Below are 20,026 nucleotides of genomic sequence, written 5' to 3' on the forward strand. Positions count from 1 at the left end.
TGATCGGCTATGCCAACGCCATTCGAACCATCTCTCCCGCCCTGATTCCTTTGCAATAGGCCAATTGCTTGCAGAGGTTAAACAAAAATAAAAAACGCGAATTTTCTAAAGGGTGCTTTTCGTCAATAAGGAAGCAGAGCCTTTTTCTTAATAATGACGAAATGTTTGCTCTTTTCGTTTCAAAAAAATCCCCTCTAAGTATATGGGCCTTGTCCACTGTCTACTTAAAGAATATCTTATCAAAATTGGTTCTTTTTTCTTTTACCTTGTCAAAAAATATTTATATAAAAATATTTGAATTCGAGATATTTTTCGGTTATGATAATATCAAAACAAAAGGAGGAAAATAAAAAATGGCAAATTTTCAATTAGATAAGGTGCACAGCTCTATTTCTTTCCAAGTAAAACACTTAATGGTTTCCAAAGCAAAGGGAGAATTCACACAATTTGATGTAGAAGTTGACGGTGATGTCGATCAGCTCGAATCTGCAAAAGTAAAAGTAACAGTTCAAGCTTCTTCTATTGACACAAAAAATGAAGACAGAGACAACCATCTTCGTTCCGGGGATTTTTTTGATGTCGAAAACTATCCGGTCATCACGTTTGTCAGCGAATCTATTAAAAAGGTTTCCGACGATGACTATGAAGTAACAGGAAAATTGACAATTAGAAATGTTACTAGAACCGAAACGTTCAAAGTAGAATTCAACGGTCAATCGAAAAACCCGTTGGACGGAAGCTTTGTCGCAGGATTTGATGTAGAAGGAAAAATCAATCGCGAAGACTATGGTTTAACATGGAACGCTGCTCTTGAAACAGGAGGATTCCTCATCGGCAAAGATGTAAAATTATTCGGCAGCTTCGAATTTGTCATTAGCTAATCTTTCTCAGGCAAGTGATTTGCCCTTGGCCGCACATGGCGGCTGAGGGCTTTTATTTTATGAAAATATATCAAAAAATGGCATTCATACCTCTCTAATGAAAAATCCCCTTGCTTATAAAGTTTACTTTTCTTTTATTTTTTGTTATTATTCATAATATTTCAACCGGAGAAGGAGGAAAACAGCATATGTCCCATCAATCATTGCAACGCCACTTGCCGCCTTACCGAGCAGATCATGTAGGCAGTCTGTTAAGAACAGACCGAATTAAACAAGCCCGATTGAAAAAAGCAAATGGGGAAATAACAGCTGAGCAATTAAGAGAGGTGGAAAACGAAGAAATCACACGCATCGTCGAAAAACAAAAGGAAATTGGCCTCAAAGCGGTGACAGACGGCGAATTCCGAAGAGCTTGGTGGCACTTTGACTTCCTTGAAAATTTAGTAGGTGTTGAAGGATACGACACAGAGACCGGAATCCAATTCCATCAAAAACAAACAAAATCTCATTCTATTAAAGTTGTTGACAAACTAGATTTCAACGGCCATCCGATGCTTGAAGATTTCAAGTTTCTAAACAGCATCGCTTCCGGCCATACAGCCAAAATGACTATCCCGAGCCCGAGCATGCTTCATTTCAGAGGGACGATTGAAAAAAGCGCTTATGAAGATCAAGACGAGTTTTTCCACGATTTAGCCCAAACGTATAAAAAAGCAATTCAAGCATTTTACGATGCTGGATGCCGTTATTTGCAGCTGGATGATACATCATGGGCATATCTTTGTTCAGAAGAGCAAAAGGAGCAAATGCGGGCCCGCGGCTTAAATCCGGATACGTTAGGACAATTGTATGCGAAAACAATTAATGAAGCTGTTGCCAATCGTCCTGATGATATGAGAATTACGATGCACATATGCCGAGGCAATTTCCGTTCCACTTGGATTTCATCCGGCGGCTATGAGCCAGTGGCGGAAATATTGTTTGAAGGCGTAAATGTGGACGGCTTCTTTTTGGAATACGACAGCGAAAGAGCCGGCGGCTTTGAACCCCTTCGCTTCGTAAACCGGTCAAATTTATCCATCGTTCTCGGCTTGATCACGTCAAAATTTGGAGAATTAGAAAATAAGGATGAAATTAAACGGCGCATTGATGAAGCATCCCGATTTGTTGATCTCAATCAGCTTTGCTTAAGCCCTCAGTGCGGTTTTGCATCAACTGAGGAAGGAAACCTGCTCACAGAGGACGAGCAATGGGCAAAACTTCGCCATGTCGTAGAAATTGCCGAAGAGGTTTGGAAATAATCGTTTACTAAAGAAATACTTACATAAGTGTGTAATGTTAAGAGCCTGTCGAATGTGAATTTCGTGCAATGAACTATCGATTAAGCGAGGCTTGCGGACAGAATGTGGCGGAATTTCGATAAAGGGCAGCAGCTTGCTTTACCTATATTGATTGGTTTCATCGTTCATTCCGAAGCAATTGCAGCATGTAAGAGTTCCAAATTGAACCTTTTTCTGCTTTGCGAAAGCTCTATTCGGGTTATGCATCAAGAATCAATATTTCTAGAAATGATACCCGTAAATTGCAGCAGCTCTGTTTTTCTTTTGGAAAATTTGATTGCAAATCGCCGACAATTTATTTTTGCAAAATAAGGTGCTGCCCGCTCATCAGTTTATTTAGGAAAATCACCGTAATGACCTGTTTCTTCCGTTCTATTATTCTGGAAAATATGTAAAAAAGGGGGGGCTAATAAGTCGATTTTACGGCTTATTAGCCCCCATTAATGTTTTAGAAACGTTGATATATCGGTGTTTATGATTTTTTGTTTTCAATGGCGATTTTACTTTCTAAGAGCCCCTTTTTCTTTTTGACAGCATCACCATCAGATGTTTCTGAGCAATTTACGAACTTAACAGCAAATATTTATGCTTTACAGCAGAGCTTAATTCGTCGGGAGAGCCTTCAAACACGATCGAGCCTTTGTTTAAAATATATATGCGGTCTGCAAGCTCAAGCGCCATCGATAAATTTTGTTCAACTAAAAGCATTGTAAGACCTTGCTTCTTTAATTCACGAATAATCCGTTTCACTTCCTGAACCATCAATGGGGACAATCCTTCTGACGGCTCGTCAAGCAGCAGTAATTTAGGATTCGTTAGCAAAGCGCGTCCAATTGAGAGCATTTGCTGCTCTCCTCCGCTCAAAGCCCCTCCCATCGATGCTTCTCTTTCTTTCAGCCTTGGAAACGTGTCATAAATTTGTTCTAATGTCCAGCCATTTTCGGCAGGCCTATAAGTGGTCATTAAATTCTCCTTTACAGTCAAATTCGGAAATATTCTTCTCCCTTGCGGAACAAGAGCAACGCCTAATTTCGAAACCTGGAAGCTCGTCTTTGATTGAATTTCCTGTTCTTCAAGCACAATTTTTCCTTTTTTTGATTGAATGATTCCCATGATAGAATGAATCGTTGTTGTTTTCCCCATTCCGTTTCTTCCCAGCAGGACGGTTACCTTGCCTTGTTCAACCGTTAACGAAACATTATGGAGGACGTGGCTGTCGCCGTAAAATGTATTTAAATCTGAAATTTTAAGCATGTGCTGCCGCTTCCTCCTTTCCAATATATATTTCGTTCACCCTCCTGTCGTTTCTCACTTCATTTGGATCGCCGTCAATGAGAATTCCTCCGTCATATAAAACGACCATTCTATCCGCCAGTCCAAATACGACCTCCAAATCATGCTCAATAATTAGAACGGTCAAGTCCTTCGGCAAATTGTGCAGCAAATCGACAATATAATCCGTTTCCGCCTGCGACATGCCGGCAGTCGGCTCATCTAATAATAAAACTTGCGGATTGATCGCAATGCCAAGCAAAATTTCGATTTGCCGTTGTTCGCCGTATGACAGCTTTTTCACTATTTCATTTGCACGCTTTTCCAATCCCCAAGTTTTGATCAATTGGTTTGCTTCCTCGAAAAGCTTCGGGTATTTTTTTTCGTTTCTCTTTTTAAACCACACGTTTTGCAAATGATGTTTCCGCTGTAAAACTAATAATAAATTGTCAAGCACCGTCAGTTCGTTCAACAAATTGTTTCGTTGAAATGTGCGGACGATTCCGGCGTTTGTACGTTTAAAGTTGGCAACATTCGTTATATTTTCTCCTTTATAATAAATAGACCCGCTGCTCGGCTTCAGGTCGCCGGTTAAAATGTTGAAAAAGGTCGTTTTCCCGGCTCCATTCGGACCGATAATGCCTATCCGCTCACCTTTTTTCACTTCCAATGAAACATTCTTAAGAATTTCAAGACCGCCAAAATGCATGCCGACGCGATCAATCTTCAAGATTACAGGATTCTCCATGCCCCATCCCTCAATTCTTCACATTATTGTTATACAACACATTGGATTTTTTTCCGGAAATAGCTGACAGCTTGTTGGATTTTGAAAACGACTGCAAGAGCAATTTCCCAAGCCCGACAATTCCTTTTGGGAAAAATACGACAAACAAGATAAAGATAATCCCGATAATCATCATCCACATGGTCGTATAAGAGCTGACAATCGTTTCTAAAATGACGATAAAAGCTGCTCCCAAAACGGGTCCGATCATTGTTCCAGAACCGCCGATAAGAACCATAATTAAAACAGAGCCAGACATCGTCCAATATACATCGCTAGGCGAAATGAAGCTGTTAAAGCTTGTATATAACGATCCTGCTACTCCGCCGAGCCCGCCAGCTATAACAAATGCGGCAAGCTTATATAGTGTTGTATGATAGCCCATCGATTTCAATCTTGTTTCGTTTTCGCGAATCCCTATTAATACTTGCCCAAAAGGGGAGTGTACGATGAGGCTTAAACCGCCATAGATCAATATAAACAAAAGCAATATCAAATAATAAAAGTAAACCGGGTTTGAAAAATCAAGTGATCCAATTAAAGGGCTTGGAATGCCTGATAATCCGTTTGAACCGCCCGTGATAGTCGTTGACTGGTGGACAAATGAATAAATCATTTGCGAAAAAGCCAATGTTAACATAAGAAAATAAAAGCCGCTCACCTTTACGCAAAAAATTCCGATGATGGCGGATGCAATGATTGCAGCCGCAAGCGAGGCGAAAAGAGTAAGGAAAAAGTTTGGAGATATCTCCCTTGCAAGAATGGCGGACATATAAGCCCCGATTCCAAAAAACGCCGCGTGGCCAAGCGAAACCAGCCCGGTATATCCGACCAAAATATTTAAACTAAGAGCGAAAATAGCTAAAATTAAAATTTCAGTTACCAAATTTAAATAAAACAAAGAAAAGATAAAGGGGGAAAAGATGAGCAACATAACTGCGGCAATAAGAACGAAACCTTTTTTGTTCAATGCTTAACCACCTGCCTTCCGAGCAATCCGTTCGGTTTGACGATTAAGACGACCGCCATTAATCCGAAAACAACGAACAAGCTTAACTCAGGAACTAAAAATCGGCAAAAAGTCTCAACAATCCCAATCGTTAAGCTGGCCACAAACGTTCCAGCGATCGACCCTAAACCCCCTATAACGAGAACAACTAATGCCAAAATAAGCGTTTGGAATTCCATGCTTGGATAAAGCCCGAGGATCGGCGCAGCAATGACTCCGCCAAAACCTGCTAAATATCCCCCTATGAAAAACACGACGGTAAAAACTAGTTGAATATTTACACCTAAAGCACATATCATCTCTTTATCGCTCAGTCCAGCGCGAATGATCGCCCCCCAGCGCGTTTTTTCTTGAATGAACCACAACAGCCCCGCTAAAATTAAACCTATTGCAATTACAGCTAAACGATAGACAGGAAAGGCTTGATTAAATAAGGTTACCGTACCTGATAAACTTTGAGGCAAAGGGATCGATAAAACATCCGATCCCCATATCGCCGCTGTCATATCATGAATGACATACGCAAGCCCAAATGTTAACAATACTTGTGACAGGTGCCCTAGCTGATAAGTCGGCCGCAATAAGATCATTTCAATAATGAGAGAGCAAACAGCTACTGCTAAAGGTGCAATGATTAAGGCAAGCCAAAAATTTTGTCCAGAATGGACGGTAATCGAATATGAGACATAAGCTCCTATCATATACAATGATCCATGCGCCAAGTTCAATACTCCTAAAATGCCAAAGACGAGCGACAATCCGCATGTAATGACGAAGAGCAAAAGCCCGTATGAAATGCTGTTTACTAGCTGCGCCCCGATAATATCCATGATTATCACCTCTTTTTTTATCTATTTTCCTGGATCTCTCACCTCTTCAATAATTTCGATCACTTCGTTTTCCGTCTGTCCATTCACAAGCTTGGTTTCAATGATATACATGTTTTGAATAACGTGGTGGGTCTCCTTGTCAAACTTAATCGGGCCTCTCGGGCTTATGAATTCAACATTAGAAATCGCTTCTACCACTTTATCTGGATCTGAGGCGTCGCCGTCAAGCGTTGTCAGCGCTTCTGCAATAATTTTGGCAGCATCATAGCCTTCCAATGCTTCAATGGTCGGGCGTTCATTATATTTCTTTTCAAAAGCCTCTTTAAACTGTCTATTTTCTTCTGTTTTTATACTATAATCCCAGAAAATAGAGGAAATTGTTCCAACTCCTGCGTTTCCTTGTGATTTCCGCACGTCCTCTGAAACAAGCCAGCCGGAACCAATTAATTTCTTATCTTCTTTTAACCCGAATTGATCGTATTGCTGAACAAATCTCACCGCATCACTTCCTGCGAAAAATGCATATACTGCTTCAGCCTTTGCATTTTTAATCGTGGTCAAATAAGAGGAATAATCATTGTTTCCGAGAGGCGGGTAAACTTCACCGACAATTTTTCCTCCTGCGGCAGTATAAGCTTCTTTAAACGCTTCAGATACTTCCCGTCCAAACGCATAATCTGCTGCTGCAATGTACATTGTCTTTCCTACGTTATGAAACGCCCATTCTCCTAATGAATTGCCAATCTGCCACGAGGAAAAAGAAGAACGCCAAATATAGTCACTTCGTTTGCTTCTCGTTAAATCATTTCCTCCCGCATGCGAAACAAGGAACGGAATTTTTTTCTTATCCACTTCATCGCGAATGGCATAGGCTACCGCCGTGCTTACCGTTCCTGTTAAAATGTCCACTTTATCTTGATCAATCAATTTTCTCGCTTTCCTTAATGCTACTTGCGGATCAGCTTCACTGTCTTCTTTAATAATTTCGATTTTTTTGGAGCCAATTTTCCAATCAATGCTGTCAAAATACAGCTCCATACCTTTGTGCAAATGCTTTCCAAGTGAAGCATAAACCCCCGAATCTGGAAGCAGCACACCAATTTTTATTGTTCCTCCGCTTTTGCTCCCGCCTTCTTCTTTTTTCGATGTTGACTGAATCGCGCTGTTGCCACAAGCCGATAAAACGGCTAAGAAAACAACTAGCATAATCAAAAATAACTTCTTTTTCATCAAAATCCCCCCCGTACTCGTCAAGTAAAACGCTTTCAAAATTCGCCTCCCCCTTTTTTTAAAACGCTTTCATTTTCCTGGGTATCTTTTCTCCTCCCTTTTCCTCCGGAACTAATATTTCAAATATTATAATATATCTGAATTTTTAAAATTTCAATATTTTTTATTCATTTCGTCAAAAAAACATATAGTTAATGAAATCTATGATCGTCGCAGAAAACGCTGGAAATTCTTGTTTTTCTCATCATTCAATCTTCATTTTTTCTTTAATAACGAAAATTTTATTATTTATTTTTTTTACACTCGTCATACAAACAAATGGCTTAATGAATAAATTTTATTCGTAATTGTTTAAGAAAGACAGATGATTATCCTAAGCTTTTATTTGCAGAGGACTTTCCGCAAAAAAATAAGCATTAAAAGTGATGCCCATCGTAACCCAAATAAAAAACCCTAGGGACTCTCAAAATTCCCTAGGGATTGCCTTTACAAATGTGACTGTTATGCCCACCACATTTCAGCAACTTCTTCTTTAAAAAGAATTTGCTTTAATAAGCTTACTGCCTTTCCTAATCCTTCATCAATGGATGCCAGCATATCCTCATGTTCAATTGAAAGAACATAATCATATCCGGCAGCACGCAAAGCACTTACAATATCCTTCCACACTTTTTCACCTTGGCCATAGCCAACCGACCGAAATGTCCATGATCGGTCCAAAATTTTACTGTAATGCTTTGTATCTAAAACGCCATTCACTTGTATATTTGCTTGATCCAAATAAGTATCTTTAGCGTGTACATGAAATATGGCATTTTCACGTCCTAATTTTTTTATTGCTTCAACAGGATCAATGCCTTGCCAAATGAGATGGCTTGGATCAAAATTCGCTCCAATACTTGGCCCTACATTTTCTCTTAACTTTAATAAAGTTTCAGGATTGTAAACAATAAAACCTGGGTGCATTTCAAAAGCAATTTTATTTACACCATGCAATTTGGCAAATTTTGCTTCTTCCCGCCAATACGGTATTGTCACTTCATTCCATTGCCATTCCAGTAATTCCATATATTCCGGAGGCCAGGAACAAGTAACCCAATTAGGGTATTTCGCATTTGGATGATCGCCTGGACATCCGGAAAACCCATTCACAACTGATACTCCCAAACGTTCTGCTAACAGCACTGTTTTTCTCCATACATCATGGGATTCAGCCGCAAACTTCTTGTCCGGGTGAAGCGGGTTGCCATGAAAGCTTAGACCGCTTATCGTCAGCCCTCTGCTTTCAATGGCCCGCTGAAATTCTTTTAGTTTCATGCTGTTTTCAAGCAATTCATCCGGATTGCAATGTTTATTGCCCGGATAATTGCCAGTCCCCAATTCTATCGCCTCTATCCCCATTTCTCGCACTTTATCAAGCATTTCCTCGAACGGCAGGTCTTGGTAAAGTACGGTAAAAACGCCTAATTTCATTTCAATACCTCCCCTGTCTCAACCTTGACCCATCTTTTCTCTTCGTGGCTTTTTAATATAGCCTCAATCAGCTTCATAATGTAGTGTCCGTCTTCAAAAGTGGCAAAGGACGAAGAGGCTGGATTTGGATGTGCTTTTACTGCTTTATAAAAATCAATGAATAAGTTTTTTAAACCATCTGGCCATCCTTCTGGATGACCGCCAGGGTAATGCGCCAGCGAAGAAGAAAAGTCAGATAGCAAGGAAGGATCCCGTACTAGCTCCATATTCGCCTGATCACGGCGTCCAATCCATATTTTGTTTGGCTCTTCCTGATTCCAATAAATAGTATTCTTTTGCGCGGCAATTTCAAACGTAAAGAAATTTTTCCTTCCAGCACTTACTTGCGAAACGGTGAATACCCCATGTGCTCCATTTTCAAAATGAACCAGCACACTGCCGCAATCTTCGCTATTAATCTCTATTTCTTCGAAAGAATCTTGACCTCCACTTTTAAAGGTTTCGATTTCTCCAACCGGTCTTTTCCTTACAGGATAAACCGTTTTTAAATCAGCAAATACCTCGACAATCTTTTGATTGAGAACATATTGAATAGTATCACACCAATGGGAACCGATGTCAGCAATCGCACGTGATCTGCCGTTTTTTTCCTCATTTAAACGCCAGTTGTAATCAGTATCATACAGGAGCCAATCTTGAAGATACGTTCCATACACTAAATGTGCCGGACCGTATTCATCGCTGGCCATCAGCTCTTTCACTTGGGCAACTAGCGGATAATGACGGTAGTTGAAGCATACTCCTGCGACGACCTTTTTTGTTTCGGCTAACCTTACTAATTCACTCGATTCTTCACTCGTCATTGCTAACGGCTTTTCTGACAGCAAATGCTTGCCGGCAGCTAAAACTTTTTTATTGATATAATAATGCAAATAATTAGGAGTACAATTATGAACGACATCTATTTCTTGATCATTTATTAAATCATCTTCATTTCCATAATACCTTGGGATCCCAAATTGTTCGGCTGCTTTTTTTGCCTTCTCTAATGTTCTGGCACTAATTGCAGCCACTTCAACACACTTTAATCTTCTCAGTGCTTCTATGTGCGACTTGGCAGAAAACCCTGTCCCGATTACGCCTACTTTGATAACTGACATAAACAATGCTCCTTTTCTTTTGGATGATTATTTTTTTAACGTTTTCCTTCCGAACGCCACGGCCAAAATGATGATCAACCCTTTAATAATCATCTGCTGGCTTACATCAAGCCCCATGATGATTAATCCATTGTTTATTGTTCCAATCATGATAGAACCAAAAACGGTGCCGATAACGGTTCCGACTCCCCCGAATAGGCTTGTTCCGCCAAGAATTACAGCAGCAATAACGGATAGTTCGTCGCCTTCACCAAATGTAAACCTCCCGGAATGCATCCGGCCGGCATATAATAAGCCAGCAAATCCTGCCATTAAACCGGAAACTAGAAACACAATAAATTTAATTCGATTCGTTTTGATTCCTGTATATTTGGCAGCAATTTCATTTCCCCCGGTTGCTAATGTCTGCCTGCCAAACGCGGTTTTTTTCAATAAAATATGGCCGATAACTGTAATCACAACTGTCCAAATCAATAAAATAGGAATCGGTCCGATATCTCCTGAACCAAATAAATAATTAAACGTAGAATGGACAATCGGCACTGGTGCAGTATTTGTTATCCACATCGCCAAGCCTTTTACCGCTTCCATCATCCCAAGCGTAACTAAAAATGAGGGGATGGCGATCTTCGTAACTAGAAAACCGTTTACTAATCCAACTAACAAACCGGTTCCTAATCCAGCTGACAGACCCCCGATCAAGCCGAAGCCAGCTTGCAGCGCTAATGCTGCTGTTAAAGAGGATAACGCCGTAATAGATCCGACAGAAAGATCAATTTCGCCCGTGCTGATTACAAAAGTCATCGCAACTCCCATAATCGAAATCATCGCCGTTTGGCGGGCGATATTCAATAAGTTTGATGTTGATAGAAAACCATCGTCATATAACGTAACGGAAAAATAGATTAACACTCCAATAAAAGCTATATATACAATATAATTGCGCCAATCAAATGCCATTGATCGTTTCGAAGGACTTAGGTTATTTTGCAACTGATCTTGCTCATTAAATTTAATGTCCTTGGATAGCATGCTGGAGAACCTCCTCTGAATGAATTTCCTTTCTTTTTAGTTCTTTCACATTTCTTCCTTCATGTATTACTAGAATTCGATCACTTACCGCTAACAGCTCCTGCAGCTCAGAAGAAATGACGATGATTGATTTCCCGCTGTCAGCTAATTCACGAATAATATCTATGATTTCGGTTTTTGCGCCAATATCTACACCGATCGTAGGCTCATCTAAAATTAATATTTCAGGGTCATTAGCAAGCCATTTCGCTAATACAATTTTCTGCTGGTTGCCCCCAGACAACAGCTTTGCTGTTTTAAAAATATGATCTGTTTTAATATTTAGTCTTTTTACAAATTTTTCCGTTATCATATTAGCCTTGCGATGGTCGATGAAAATTCCTTTTTTTAATTTTGATAGAATCGGTAAAATCGTATTTTCTTTCACACTATAATCTAGAATTAACCCCTGCAGCCTCCGGTCCTCTGGAATAAGTGCTATGCCGGCATTAACCGCATCTGATGGACTTTTGATTGTATGCTTCTTGCCTTTTATATAAATTTCACCTTTATTTATTGGGTCAATGCCAAAAATGGCACGCGCTAATTCAGATCTTCCGCTCCCCATTAATCCAGCAATTCCTAAAATCTCTCCTGAGTAGAGCTGAAAGCTGATATCTTTTACTTTGGAGTTGGAAGTTAAATTTTTGACTTCTAAGACTGGAGTTCCCTCTGTCGAATAATATCTTTCTTTCCATTCAAACGATTTATCTAAATCATCCCCTACAATATGCTGAATGACAGTTTCCATATCGATTTGATTACATTGTTCAGTTGCAACTTTTTTTCCATCACGTAAAATGGTAATTTTATCGCATATTCTAAAAATCTCGTCCATACGGTGTGAGATATATATGATAGAAATACCTTTCTTTTTTAACTTATTGATGATTTTAAATAAAACATCTGTTTCTTTTTCCGTTAAGGATGATGTAGGTTCATCCATAATTAATATTTTTGTCTCATGCGACAAAGCTTTTGCTATTTCAGTCATTTGCCAGTACCCAACACCAAGATCTCCGACGATATCCTTTGGATTGATGTCAATTTCCATTTCCTTGAGTATTTCTCTTGTTCTGGCTATACTCTTTTTATCATTAAGTATCCCGATTGCATTTTTTGGCTCTCGAGCTAAAAAAATATTCTCAGCGACAGTCAGTGAAGGGATTAAGCTAAATTCTTGAAAAATCATGGAAATATAATTGTTTTTCGCATCGTTCGCATCCTTAATCGTTACTTTGTTTCCTTCAATATATATTTCACCTTCATCAGCTTGATAGACGCCTGTTAATATTTTCATTAATGTGGATTTGCCGGCGCCATTTCCCCCCATTAATGCATGAACTTCACCTTTGTTTAAAGTAAAATCAACCGAGTCTAAAACTTTGATGCCGTTAAAATATTTTGAAATTCCTTTCATTGATAATAAAGGTTTGTCCATTTTGATCACCTTCTTTTAATTTGAGGCTACTCAAAGCAAGAGTAGCCTCAATAGTTGTTCTTTCATTTCAAATTTACCCATATCCCTTTTTCAGCTGATTCTAAAATCGCATCACAAATTACGGCAATTTGATAGCCATCGTAGAAATTCGGCGAAACTTCAGTATCTTCTACAATGGATTTTATGAAATCATAAGTTTCGATAATTTTTGTTTCGCCATACCCTATTCCCAACGCTGGGATTGGCCATAATCCTTGACCGTACGGATGCTCAGGACCGGTGTAAATTGTTCTAAATCCTTTGCTGTCGCTTGGATCATCAGCAAAGCAAACTTGCAGCTCATCACGTCGTTCATAGTTGAAATATAATGACCCTTTTTCTCCATGGATTTCAAATGTCAAGAAATTGTTTCTTCCCCATGCATTACGTGTTGCTTCAATACTGCCGATGGCACCGTTTTCAAATTTTACTAACGTTGTAAATTCATCATCAACGTCAACCTGACCTTTAGGAGCCTCTGCCTCACCTTTGACTGTGCCGAGTTTATCAACTCCGCTCGTTTGAATCGGTCTTTCCGGCACCCATGTTTTTGTTACTGCCATGACATCTGTGATCTCCCCAACGAGATACCGCGCAAAATCAATTACATGTGTTCCAATATCTCCGAGTGCACCTGAACCTGCAACTTTTTTTTGGAATCTCCAGGACAAAGGTGATTGAGGATCTGCGGACCAATCCTGCAAATACGTTCCGCGAAAATTCAGTATTTTTCCAATTTTTCCTTCTTCAATATATTTTCTTGCTAAAGCTACGGCTGGCGTTCTTCTGTAGTTGAAAGCAACCATATGTTTAACTCCTGCTTCTCTTACAGCATCCAGCATCCTTTTTGCTTCTTCAGCATTTCTAGCCAACGGTTTTTCGCTTATTATATGTTTGCCGGCCTTTGCCGCTGCAATGGCAATTTCAGCATGAGTATCATTAGGTGTTACAATATCAACAATATCTATATCAGGATCTTCTATAACCTCTCTCCAGTTAGAAGAATAGCTTTCAAAACCAAAACGCTGAGCTGCCTCTTTTGCTAATTCATCCGTAACATCGACAACCGTTTTGCGATGGGGGATTCCAGGAGCAGGCCAGAAAAACATGGGCATACCTGCATATGAAAGCGAATGGGCTTTCCCCATAAATCCAGCGCCGATCATTGCTATGTTAAACTTTTTCATAACCTTACCTCCCATTGAGTTTAAAAAATGAATAATGATTATTTTGCTGCACTCTGAATAGAATCTGGTGCCTCTTTATGGTAAACAAGCTTCCATGCATCAAGAACATTTTCTTTTGTGACTTTATAAGCTGGAACTGCCACATACGGAGGGGTTTCTTTGCCTAACAATGCATATCCAGCTAAAATAGCTTCTGAAATTCCTTGGTCATACGGAAGCTGCGCTCCTAATCCTTTCACAATACCGTCAGAAGCAATTTCCAAAGCTACATTTGTTCCTAGATCAATGGTCGTAATAACTAAATCGTCACGCCCGGCTGTCCGTGCTGCTGCGAGTGCACCTTCAGCAGGTACATCCCAAACGACAAACAAGCCGTCTAAATCAGGATTTTTCGTCAAAATACCCGAAGCCACTTTTTCACCATCGTTTGGATCTGTTATACCGCCTCGTGCAACAATCTCAATATCAGGATATTTTTCTTGAATTGTTTTTTCGAAAGCTTCTGTACGCTGTTTCGTCACAAAGAAATCAGCATCGTGAAAGATAACTCCAATTTTCCCTTTACCGCCCAGTTTTTCAGCCATAATTTCAGCTGCTGCAACTCCATTTCCGTAGTTATCTGCTGAAACAACACTCACATAATCTTTTCCATGTTCTAGCCCTTGAGGCGCATTATCCATGAAAACTAATTTTACGCCTGATTCAGCAGCTTTTTTATAAGCCTCAGCGGTAGATACCGGGTCTACTGGAATACTGACAATAATATCCGGATTTTTAGCAAGCACTGTTTCAATATCCGAAACTTGTTTTTCAGATTTAAAGTCTGCATCCGTTACAGCCACTACTTCTATTCCCATTCTTTCAAACGTTGCTTTTAGCCCGTCAATTTGGGCGGTTGACCAGTCGTTCCCTGCATAATGCATGACAATCGCCGCTTTATAGTTTCCTTGTTTTATTTTTGCTATTTCCTCTTCGGTCAGCTCCAATGTTTTGGCGGAAACTGCTGTTTCCCCGTGCGGGCCTTTACTTAAAATTAACTGATCATCTGAAATTTCCTTATTAATCGTGATAGGTCCTGATGCAGGAGCTTCAGATGATGATTTGTTTTGATCAGAAGAGCTATTTTCATTGTTTGATTTGTTTTGATTACAACCGACGAGAATAAGGCTGCTAATTATTGCAAATATGGAAAATATCGCGAAAAATTTTCTCATAAGCCATCCCCTTTTCATAAAATGTTACAAACCAATATTTTTTAAATAATTTCTGCTGATTTCTGCACCTTGTTTTGGATCCGAATAGCTGTCTAATTCTATCGTGATCCAGCCGTCATAATTAGATTCTTGCAATACTCTCGTCATCTCTTCAAAATTTTGGTGTCCTTTTCCTAATGGCAAAAATTGACCATTATCATAATCTTTAAAGTGGACATATTTGATTCTAGATGAGTATTTTTTGATAATTTCGATTGGATCGCCTCCGCCTGCCTCAAGATGCGCCGTATCAGGACATAGATTAATAGTTGTTAAAGGCATCAGCTTATCTAATTGAGCAGGTGATTCTACGATCGTACCCAGGTGAGGATGATAACTTGGGATTAAATCGTACTTTTGGGCAATCTCCACAACTTTATTTAATGCATTTGCCAAATGAATGTAATCGTTTTCTAAAATCCCGTTTGAACGTACAGCTCCCCCGCCGACAACTAGATGATTGGCGCCTAATTCGGAAGCAAATGCTGCAACCTTTTCAATTTTCAACATTTCTTCTTCCAAAATATCTGGAAAAATAAAATTTCCGCCTGTATACACCGCCACAAAATCTAAAGAGTACTCGTTCATTAATGCTTGAAAATCTTTTTTTCTATCTACATATTGCATCAAATTTCCGTCAAAAATTTCAAAACCTTTATAACCGGAAGCAGCTATATCTTTTAATGCTTCTTCTGTTGATCCATTTGCCAAATAGTAAAGATCTTTAATTGACGTAACCCCTGCCGGATGGCCAACAACACCGCCCCAAGTATTGGTCTGGTAGCCTAGCTTCATTTTTACCCCTCCTAATTCTTTTACATGTTCATCAGTTGCTTTTTTACCCCATTCGTATTGAAAAGCTGCCATCACCTCCCATAAAATGAAATCGATTACATTAAAATGAAAAAAATAGGGAAAATAAGGCGTATATTTTTGTAATCCATTACATTTTAATCATATCTTTCTTCTTCTCTTTGCATGTCTCGCGAATAACCAGTTGATCTTCTAATATATATTGGCTTTTTTCCAGCTTATCTTTCTGAATAAGTTTTATTAATAATTCCATCGCTTTCTGACCTATCTCAAACATAGGCTGTGAAACAGTTGTTAGCGCAGGTTCAAAAATAGATGCGAATTTAATATCGTCAAAACCAACTATTGAGATATCATCTGGAACTTTCAATCCTTTTGCTTTGATCGCTTTTATCGCTCCAATGGCCATTTCGTCGCTTGACGCAAAAACAGCAGTTGGCGGTTCAGTAAGCGCAAGCAGTTTTGTCATTAAATTAAAACCGCTCTCAAATGAAAAATCTCCCTCTTGAATTAAATTCGGTTCGATCGCAATATCATGCTGCATCATTCCTTGCTTGAAGCCCTTTAAGCGGTCTCTGCTCAATATTACGTCCATTGGGCCTGATAAAAATCCTATTCGTTTATGGCCCAAGCTGATCAAATATTCCGTAGCTTTTCTGGCACTGCTAATATTATCAATAGAAACAGTTGGAATATCCGATCCCTCCAAATATTCACATGCGAGCACCACTGGGAATTCATGAGAAATCTCCTCTAATAAATGAGATTCAAGTCTTGCGGTCAACAAAATCATTCCATCTGCTTTTTTCTGGCGCAATATATCTAAATAGCCTTTTTCACGCTCTAAACTATTCCCGGTGTCGCCGAGAAGGACCTCGTAATCGTTTTCAATCGCTACTTGCTCTATCCCTCTCAATATTTTTGAGAAAAATGTATTTGTTATATCAGGCACTACAACAAGAACCGTTTTTGTTTCTAAGCGTCTCAGCTGTCGAGCCAATAAATTTGGTTGATAATTCAGCTTTTTGATTGCTTCCAATACTTTTTCAGCCGTTTCTTTTTTGACGTTCCCAGAATTGCTTAAAACTCTGGAAACAGTAGCTGTGGACACATTTGCCATTTTTGCAACATCGCTAATTCTAACCATATCCAGATCTCCATTTCCTAGATAAAAATCCTTTGGCTGTATTATTTTTTATGCTAGATTTGTAATCTAGTGTAATCGATTACAAAATAAAAAGCAATACTTTTTCTACTTTTTTAAAAATTAATTGTTTGTAAAACTTTATTAGCGTTAAAAGGGAAAAAAGGTTTTTAGAATAAAAAACAAATTGTTATATATTCCGAGGCGGCATTTTAAATGATTGACAAAGTCAATTCTTCAAACTACGCAACACATTGTATCCGATGGCAAATATCCAATCACAGCAATAACTGAACCATTGGGTGCCAATAGAAAAAAACCGGGTTTCTGGTCATAACAGGTAATCCAATATTATTCATCCAGACAGTTTAGCAGTCTTTTTTTCAGCAAAATGCAGATGTAAAGTGTAAAATATACTGCCAATTGCAAGAGACATCCAGCATACATGCACGTGTACAGTAATGAAATATTGAAAAACAAAACTCGAACAACTCTCCGATCAAAAATTAGAATTTTTTATTTATGAATGCCTATTGGATCTTACTATGAAATAATTTGAAATCGACATCGCCTTAATCTGCAATTAAAGCCCCAAATTTATCATTCAATTACCGCTCATTTAACTTCATTCAAATGCTAAATGAACAGTTACCGATAGACGGCTGAATGACTTTATTAAAACAAAAAAGAACCCTTGATGCTTTATAGCAAGGGCTCGTTTTTCCACTGAATTATGCCGGTACCGCATAAATAATATATCGCTGTGGCGCATTTCCAATATAACCGAACGGATAGCATGTTGTTAACGTTAAAACTTCGTTTGGAGCAGTAGATCGGATCACTGTTCGATCATCGGCATCAACAATCTCTGTTTCCTGAATTAAATATGTGAAACGACCATACTCCATTTCAACAATGAGTTCATCTCCAATTTTTAAATCGCCAACATTGCGAAAAACTGTATCCCGATGTCCTGATAAAACGATTTGGTCGTTTTGCCCAGAAAAAGCAGTGCCTCTGTAATGACCGACGCCTTTCTCCAATTCGTCTTCATCCGTCCCCTCAACGATCGGCAATTGTGCTTTAAGTTTCGGGATGTGCAAAATGCCAATCACCTCGTCCATTTTCGGTTGAAAGTCGCTTGGTACAACTTCGCTTCTCTCCTTTTTCTTTACACCTTCTGCACCAACAAGCTGATGGGCTTCCTTCAATGCCTCATTTTGTGCGCTGTGCATTGACCATAACTTCCATCCGCCATATGCGACACAAAACAAACCACAGCCAATAAACAAAATGGGCAGCCAATTTTTCACATGCATCCTCTTCCTTTAATTGAGACTGTTGTTAATTATTTTACCATAAAAAGTCGAGAAGACATCCGCTTCATTTTGCGGAGAAAACCAAAAAATAAAATAATCGGACCCCAGCTACTGTTCTTAGGGAAACCTGTTAAAGCAGCCCATAAAAATGCTAGGCGTCGGTCTGTTTTCAATTGATCTGAAATAAGTAAAAAAAGTAAGAACGTCTCAAGGGCAGAATTTAAAATTGTTGTGAAGGACAAAGGGGCTTGTCTATAAGACTTTTTCGGCTTATAGACGGCCCCCTTTAAAATTTTAAAAACGTTGATATTTGATGTTTTTTGTTTTCAATGGAGATTTGACTGTCTGAACAGCCCCAATTTGTCTATATTTCTTCAAACCCACATTAATTGACAAAAATGAAATTTGGCTCGTTCAAATATTTTTTTAGCTCGTTCAATGCTTTTTGTGCCAACACTCCGTCCATAATCCGGTGATCATAACTGAGCGATAACGCCATCATGGATGCAATTTCAATCGAATCATCGACCACAACAGTTTTTTTCTCGATTCGGCCGATGCCAAGAATACACGATTGCGGATGGTTGATAATCGGTGTAAACCATGCGCCATCAGCTGATCCAATATTCGATATCGTACATGTAGAGCCTGTCATTTCATCCGCTTGAATAGAACCATCTCTTGCCTTTAGGGAAAGCTCGTGAATTTCTTTAGCAATTTGAAATAATGTTTTTTGGTCTGCATGCCGTATGACCGGAACGACAAGACCGCGGTCTGTATCAGCCGCAAAACCGATATGGTATTGTTTCTTCAAAATGATTTCTTCACGTTCTTCATGAAAGGAAGCGTTTAATTGTGGATATTTTTTCAAAACGATCGTCAATGCTTTCACAACATAAGCTAAATAGGTGAGTTTGATTGCTTCCTCTTCCGCAAATGATTTTACGCTTTGCCGATGCTGAACAAGCTTTGTAACATTCACTTCATCAAAATGTGTTACATGCGGAATCGTCTTTTTCGAATGAACCATTGAACGTGCAATGAGTTTGCGAATGTTTGAAAGCGGAATATATTCATCTTGTATCGAATTGATCTTTGTTTCTTCCTTCGGATTTTTTTGCGGACTTTCCATCTCATGCAGCTGATTTTTGCGTCTTTTGATCACGGCCTCAATATCTTCTTTTAATATTTTGCCGTTTGGACCCGATGGAGTTACCTCTTCAAGATTCACTTGATGTTCTCTTGCAAATTTGCGCACGGATGGAGCGGCAACTATGAATGAAGAATTTGTTTGCTTCTCTTTTTCCCTTTTCTTGTGCTCGTTGCGAATATCCTCTTCCGTTACTTTCCCGTTTAAACCAGTCGGCTCCACAAGCCGCCAATCCACCCCTAGCTCTTTCGCTAATTTCTTCACGCGCGGCGTCGCCTTTTTCTCGACTTTTTGCTCCGTCGCTGCTTGTCCTTCCGATCTTTCTTGTTCTTTCAATCTTTCATTCGTTTCTTCTTGTTTGATGTCAGGCTGCCCGTCGCGTTCAGCTGTTTCAATTGTTGCAAGCACTTCGCCAACAGATGCTGTATCTCCTCTTTTTTTGCGGATTTCCTTCACGATTCCGCTTGCAGGTGCATGCAGCTCCGAAACCGCCTTTTCCGTTTGAACTTCAACAAGTATGTCATTTTGCTCCACCGCATCCCCTTCTGACACATGCCAAAATGCAATTAAGCTCTCATTATATTCTTCCGACAATTGCGGCAATTTAATTTCAATAATCATGTTGGC

At 39.3% G+C, this 20,026-nt stretch carries 17 protein-coding genes; 2 read left to right on the plus strand and 15 right to left on the minus strand.

Annotated features, from left to right (window positions below):
• The first annotated feature begins 353 nt into the window (after positions 1 to 353).
• Both RI196_RS17930 and RI196_RS17935 read left to right on the plus strand, forming a co-directional pair.
• Complete coding sequence (locus tag RI196_RS17930) at positions 354 to 881, plus strand: YceI family protein (RefSeq protein WP_311066676.1); 528 nt, start codon at positions 354 to 356, stop codon at positions 879 to 881.
• A gap of 188 nt (positions 882 to 1,069) precedes the next feature.
• The gene (locus RI196_RS17935; protein ID WP_063389091.1) at positions 1,070 to 2,182 is read left to right on the plus strand and encodes a cobalamin-independent methionine synthase II family protein; all 1,113 of its coding nucleotides are present in this window, start codon (positions 1,070 to 1,072) and stop codon (positions 2,180 to 2,182) included.
• Between the two features lie 600 nt (positions 2,183 to 2,782).
• Here RI196_RS17935 and RI196_RS17940 read toward each other — a convergent pair.
• The 15 genes from RI196_RS17940 to RI196_RS18010 all read right to left on the minus strand — a co-directional run bounded on the left by RI196_RS17940 (position 2,783) and on the right by RI196_RS18010 (position 20,020).
• Entirely contained in the window at positions 2,783 to 3,475 is a 693-nt protein-coding gene (locus RI196_RS17940; RefSeq protein ID WP_063389093.1) for an ABC transporter ATP-binding protein, read from the minus strand.
• Positions 3,468 to 4,241 carry an ABC transporter ATP-binding protein gene (locus RI196_RS17945; RefSeq protein ID WP_311066677.1) on the minus strand — a complete coding sequence of 258 codons (774 nt, stop codon included), beginning with the start codon at positions 4,239 to 4,241 and terminating at the stop codon, positions 3,468 to 3,470. The genes RI196_RS17940 and RI196_RS17945 overlap by 8 nt, the downstream gene beginning before the upstream one ends.
• Before the next feature lie 10 nt (positions 4,242 to 4,251).
• Complete coding sequence (locus RI196_RS17950; RefSeq protein WP_311066678.1) at positions 4,252 to 5,250, minus strand: branched-chain amino acid ABC transporter permease; 999 nt, start codon at positions 5,248 to 5,250, stop codon at positions 4,252 to 4,254.
• Positions 5,247 to 6,119 (minus strand): branched-chain amino acid ABC transporter permease, encoded by an 873-nt coding sequence (locus tag RI196_RS17955; protein WP_063389096.1) that lies wholly within the window; start codon positions 6,117 to 6,119, stop codon positions 5,247 to 5,249. The genes RI196_RS17950 and RI196_RS17955 overlap by 4 nt, the downstream gene beginning before the upstream one ends.
• A 21-nt stretch (positions 6,120 to 6,140) precedes the next feature.
• The gene (locus RI196_RS17960; protein ID WP_063389097.1) at positions 6,141 to 7,349 is read right to left on the minus strand and encodes an ABC transporter substrate-binding protein; all 1,209 of its coding nucleotides are present in this window, start codon (positions 7,347 to 7,349) and stop codon (positions 6,141 to 6,143) included.
• A gap of 501 nt (positions 7,350 to 7,850) precedes the next feature.
• The gene (locus tag RI196_RS17965) at positions 7,851 to 8,822 is read right to left on the minus strand and encodes a sugar phosphate isomerase/epimerase family protein (protein ID WP_311066679.1); all 972 of its coding nucleotides are present in this window, start codon (positions 8,820 to 8,822) and stop codon (positions 7,851 to 7,853) included.
• The gene (locus RI196_RS17970) at positions 8,819 to 9,982 is read right to left on the minus strand and encodes a Gfo/Idh/MocA family protein (protein ID WP_144597629.1); all 1,164 of its coding nucleotides are present in this window, start codon (positions 9,980 to 9,982) and stop codon (positions 8,819 to 8,821) included. Before RI196_RS17970 ends, RI196_RS17965 begins: the two co-directional genes overlap by 4 nt.
• Positions 9,983 to 10,009: 27 nt before the next feature.
• Entirely contained in the window at positions 10,010 to 11,014 is a 1,005-nt protein-coding gene (locus tag RI196_RS17975; protein WP_144597631.1) for an ABC transporter permease, read from the minus strand.
• A complete protein-coding gene (locus tag RI196_RS17980) occupies positions 10,995 to 12,494 on the minus strand; it encodes a sugar ABC transporter ATP-binding protein (protein WP_066251423.1) in 1,500 nt (499 codons plus the stop codon). Before RI196_RS17980 ends, RI196_RS17975 begins: the two co-directional genes overlap by 20 nt.
• Before the next feature lie 62 nt (positions 12,495 to 12,556).
• A complete protein-coding gene (locus RI196_RS17985) occupies positions 12,557 to 13,720 on the minus strand; it encodes a levoglucosan dehydrogenase (RefSeq protein WP_063389101.1) in 1,164 nt (387 codons plus the stop codon).
• Positions 13,721 to 13,758: 38 nt separating this feature from the next.
• Positions 13,759 to 14,934 carry a substrate-binding domain-containing protein gene (locus RI196_RS17990; RefSeq protein WP_130156907.1) on the minus strand — a complete coding sequence of 392 codons (1,176 nt, stop codon included), beginning with the start codon at positions 14,932 to 14,934 and terminating at the stop codon, positions 13,759 to 13,761.
• A 24-nt stretch (positions 14,935 to 14,958) separates the two neighbouring features.
• Positions 14,959 to 15,840: a sugar phosphate isomerase/epimerase family protein gene (locus RI196_RS17995; protein WP_242009308.1), complete on the minus strand. Its 882-nt coding sequence runs from the start codon at positions 15,838 to 15,840 to the stop codon at positions 14,959 to 14,961.
• Between the two features lie 76 nt (positions 15,841 to 15,916).
• Positions 15,917 to 16,933, minus strand: coding sequence for a LacI family DNA-binding transcriptional regulator (locus RI196_RS18000; RefSeq protein ID WP_066251427.1), 1,017 nt, complete (start codon positions 16,931 to 16,933; stop codon positions 15,917 to 15,919).
• 728 nt (positions 16,934 to 17,661) lie between these two features.
• Entirely contained in the window at positions 17,662 to 18,243 is a 582-nt protein-coding gene (gene srtD / locus RI196_RS18005) for a class D sortase, LPxTATN-specific (protein WP_375338772.1), read from the minus strand.
• 391 nt (positions 18,244 to 18,634) lie between these two features.
• Positions 18,635 to 20,020, minus strand: a complete 1,386-nt coding sequence (locus tag RI196_RS18010) for a dihydrolipoamide acetyltransferase family protein (RefSeq protein WP_144597635.1) — start codon at positions 20,018 to 20,020, stop codon at positions 18,635 to 18,637.
• Positions 20,021 to 20,026: the final 6 nt, after the last annotated feature.

This window comes from Aeribacillus composti (assembly GCF_031760945.1).
GTDB classification, from domain to species: domain Bacteria; phylum Bacillota; class Bacilli; order Bacillales; family Aeribacillaceae; genus Aeribacillus; species Aeribacillus composti.

Coding starts and splice junctions, on each gene's coding strand:
- RI196_RS17930 (WP_311066676.1), top strand. CDS start 354: ATGGCAAATTTTCAATTAGATAAGGTGCACAGCTCTATTTCTTTCCAA.
- RI196_RS17935 (WP_063389091.1), top strand. CDS start 1,070: ATGTCCCATCAATCATTGCAACGCCACTTGCCGCCTTACCGAGCAGAT.
- RI196_RS17940 (WP_063389093.1), bottom strand. CDS start 3,475: ATGCTTAAAATTTCAGATTTAAATACATTTTACGGCGACAGCCACGTC.
- RI196_RS17945 (WP_311066677.1), bottom strand. CDS start 4,241: ATGGAGAATCCTGTAATCTTGAAGATTGATCGCGTCGGCATGCATTTT.
- RI196_RS17955 (WP_063389096.1), bottom strand. CDS start 6,119: ATGGATATTATCGGGGCGCAGCTAGTAAACAGCATTTCATACGGGCTT.
- RI196_RS17960 (WP_063389097.1), bottom strand. CDS start 7,349: ATGAAAAAGAAGTTATTTTTGATTATGCTAGTTGTTTTCTTAGCCGTT.
- RI196_RS17965 (WP_311066679.1), bottom strand. CDS start 8,822: ATGAAATTAGGCGTTTTTACCGTACTTTACCAAGACCTGCCGTTCGAG.
- RI196_RS17970 (WP_144597629.1), bottom strand. CDS start 9,982: ATGTCAGTTATCAAAGTAGGCGTAATCGGGACAGGGTTTTCTGCCAAG.
- RI196_RS17975 (WP_144597631.1), bottom strand. CDS start 11,014: ATGCTATCCAAGGACATTAAATTTAATGAGCAAGATCAGTTGCAAAAT.
- RI196_RS17980 (WP_066251423.1), bottom strand. CDS start 12,494: ATGGACAAACCTTTATTATCAATGAAAGGAATTTCAAAATATTTTAAC.
- RI196_RS17985 (WP_063389101.1), bottom strand. CDS start 13,720: ATGAAAAAGTTTAACATAGCAATGATCGGCGCTGGATTTATGGGGAAA.
- RI196_RS17990 (WP_130156907.1), bottom strand. CDS start 14,934: ATGAGAAAATTTTTCGCGATATTTTCCATATTTGCAATAATTAGCAGC.
- RI196_RS17995 (WP_242009308.1), bottom strand. CDS start 15,840: ATGGCAGCTTTTCAATACGAATGGGGTAAAAAAGCAACTGATGAACAT.
- RI196_RS18000 (WP_066251427.1), bottom strand. CDS start 16,933: ATGGTTAGAATTAGCGATGTTGCAAAAATGGCAAATGTGTCCACAGCT.
- RI196_RS18010 (WP_144597635.1), bottom strand. CDS start 20,020: ATGATTATTGAAATTAAATTGCCGCAATTGTCGGAAGAATATAATGAG.